A 546-nucleotide genomic window follows, 5' to 3' on the forward strand; every position below is an offset into this window, starting at 1 on the left:
CCCTGAACAGCGGCCCGGCCCGGATCGGGGCCCCGGCCGCCCGGGAACTCGGTTTGGACGGCGAGGGTGTCACCGTCGCGATCCTGGACACCGGCATCGACGCCACCCACCCCGACCTCGCCGACCGGGTGGTGAAGCAGGTCAACTTCACCGACTCCCCGGAGATCGGCGACCTCTTCGGCCACGGCACCCATGTCGGCTCCACCGTCGCGGGCACCGGTGCCGCCTCCGACGGGCTGTACACCGGAGTCGCGCCCGGCGCCGACCTCCTCGACGTCAAAGTGCTCGGCGGCTCGGGCACCGGCGTGGAGTCCGGTGTCATCGCCGGCATGGAATGGGCCGTCGAGCAGGGCGCCGACATCGTCAACATGAGCCTCGGTGAACGGGTTACGGACCAGATTCACGCCTGGGAAGAGGCCCTGGAGCGGCTCTCGGCGCAGAGCGACACCCTGTTCGTCGTCGCCGCCGGCAACGAGGGTCCGTTCACCGCGTCCCTGCGCGCCCCCGCCACGGCCGAGGCGGCGCTCACCGTCGGCGCGCTGGATT

1 protein-coding gene is annotated in these 546 nt (G+C 72.0%); it reads left to right on the plus strand.

The features are described from left to right. On the plus strand, positions 1 to 546 hold a 546-nt coding region (locus FOE67_RS28005; protein ID WP_182667591.1), incomplete at both ends, for a S8 family serine peptidase.

The sequence above is a fragment of the Streptomyces calidiresistens genome, assembly GCF_014141525.1.
GTDB lineage: Bacteria > Actinomycetota > Actinomycetes > Streptomycetales > Streptomycetaceae > Streptomyces > Streptomyces calidiresistens.